The sequence below is a fragment of the Acetobacter sp. genome (genome assembly GCF_047721705.1).
Taxonomy (GTDB): Bacteria; Pseudomonadota; Alphaproteobacteria; order Acetobacterales; family Acetobacteraceae; genus Acetobacter.
This window is the reverse complement of the sequence record NZ_JBDNXK010000180.1, coordinates 1-2,067: the sequence shown is the minus strand read 5'-3', so window position 1 is coordinate 2,067 and position 2,067 is coordinate 1. Positions and strand designations below refer to the sequence as shown.

Below are 2,067 nucleotides of genomic sequence, written 5' to 3'. Positions count from 1 at the left end.
CTATATGGCGATATATGAAGACCTACACTATCAAGCGTAGGCTGGTAGTGTAGGATAATAGAAATTACATTTCTATTCCATGCAATAATTGTCATACTTTTTATTCCGCCGCCACATCTGCAACCAAAGCACCGGACAGCTTCACGGCATCAGCTGGCGCGATACGAACAACAAAACCCTGATCGCCGGCGTTGATATAGACGTGATCCTGCCCCATCGCGTCCTGCGAGATGACAACGGGAATCTGTGTTGCCTGCCCAAACGGAGACGTGCCGCCCGACTGGTAGCCGGTCAGATCATGCGCTTTTTCCGGGCTCATCATGCGGGCATTGCGACCGCCGAACAGCGCCGCAACCTTCTTGAGATTGAGCTTCTGATGTGCAGGCGCCACCACGCAGGCAGGCTGTTTCTTGTCGATCTCCACCACCAGCGTCTTCAGCACACTCTCGGGGCTGGAACCGAGCGCTTCCGCCGCCTGCATCCCGATCGGGCCGCCTTCCGGCGCGTAGGTATATTCATGCAGGCTGTAAGCAACGTCCTTACCGGCAAGAAAAGCGGTTGCAGCGGTTTCCTTCGTCATTTTCTGTCTTCCATGCATAACTGGCCATCAGTTTCATGACCTCGTTATGCATCACATCACTGTGTCAGACCTTTGCCAAGGACCACCGTCGAAGACGTGCCAAGCACCTCGCCCGCAGAGCGCTACAGTCCGAAAGAACCCTGCGGCCCGTCCAGCCTGCGCACATATTGCGGATTGTCGGGTGCCGAAGCATGTGCGGAAAAGCGGGTCTGAGGAAAGGCCTCGGGGCAGTTGTCACGTATCCAGCTCACGATGCCCTCCCGAATGGCGCAGCGAAGTTCCCAACTGCGCACCGCTGTCCTCGCCCCTGCGGTGATACGGATCATGATGGTCCGTTCCGTGGCATCAGCTACCTGAACACTGAAATCCTTGCCGTTCCAGTGGGGGCACCCTTCGACAATCTCTTCCAGCTTGGAGCGAATGGGCTCCATAGGCGCGAGAAAATCGAGATAGAGATAAACCGCGCCAATCAGTTCAGCTGAATTATAGGTCCAGTTCTCGAAAGGATTATCGAGAAAGTAGGACAGCGGCACGATACGTCGGCGCTTATCCCATGCCCGCAACACCACAAATGTCGCATTGATTTCTTCGACCCACGTCCAGTCATTGTTGAAGAAAATCATGTCGCCCATGCGGATGGGCTGCGTGATGGCAATCTGTGCGCCAGCGATCAGGTTGGACAGCACTGAACGGGCAGCAAAACCGACGATAATGGAGGCTGCACCAGCGGAAGCGAGCAGGCTGAGACCATACTGTCGCACCGACTGGAATGTCATGAGCGCGGCGCCGATCGTGAGCACGCCGATCAGGATGGCGGCAATCCGTTCAAGCAGCCGCACCTGTGTGATGTGCTTACGGCCAAGGATGTTCTCTTCCTGAACATCACTGAGCGCATCCATGTCGCCCACATAATAGCCAGACACCTGACGCGCGAACCGCACAAGACCAAAGCCCACTGACAGGACGATGATGACCGCCAGCAGATGCGCGACAATTCCGGCGACATCGGGAGAGATGGACAGTGCGGGAATGGTCAGAATCATGATCAGCGCCGCAACAGCAAGCTGAGTGGGGCGTCGAATAGCGAGTGCGCAACTGCGTACAAAAGCCGCTGAACGGGCACGTCCCGGCATACGCGCACTGACGCGCGTCAGAACCAGACCGGTGAAAGCAACCGCGCCGCCACCCATCACCATAAGCACAAATAGCGAGCCAAGAGTGGGCGGCACCCACCGGAACCATCCCTGCACATCATGCAGGGCTTGGATAAACGTCTCCTTCAAAACCTTGTCCTGATCCTTTTTCGTAACGAACGCATTTTTACATGCTCCCAGATATCGTGACAGACCCGGAAACCGATGACTTTCATCGGTTCCTGTGTGCACACATCCATGAAACGGGAAATCTTCTGGGAAACGCGCAATCAGCAGAAAAGTTTCATATGAAACTTATATTATTCAATGCGAAATTATTTCTCACAATTGGAG

General features: G+C 55.0%; 2 protein-coding genes. Both read right to left on the bottom strand.

Annotated elements, in window-relative coordinates:
- Positions 1-100: 100 nt before the first annotated feature.
- Complete coding sequence (locus tag ABF824_RS16295; RefSeq protein ID WP_415489996.1) at positions 101-580, bottom strand: YbaK/EbsC family protein; 480 nt, start codon at positions 578-580, stop codon at positions 101-103.
- A gap of 122 nt (positions 581-702) precedes the next feature.
- Positions 703-1,863: a mechanosensitive ion channel family protein gene (locus ABF824_RS16290; RefSeq protein ID WP_415489995.1), complete on the bottom strand. Its 1,161-nt coding sequence runs from the start codon at positions 1,861-1,863 to the stop codon at positions 703-705.
- Positions 1,864-2,067: the final 204 nt, after the last annotated feature.

Coding starts and splice junctions, on each gene's coding strand:
- ABF824_RS16295 (WP_415489996.1), bottom strand. CDS start 580: ATGACGAAGGAAACCGCTGCAACCGCTTTTCTTGCCGGTAAGGACGTT.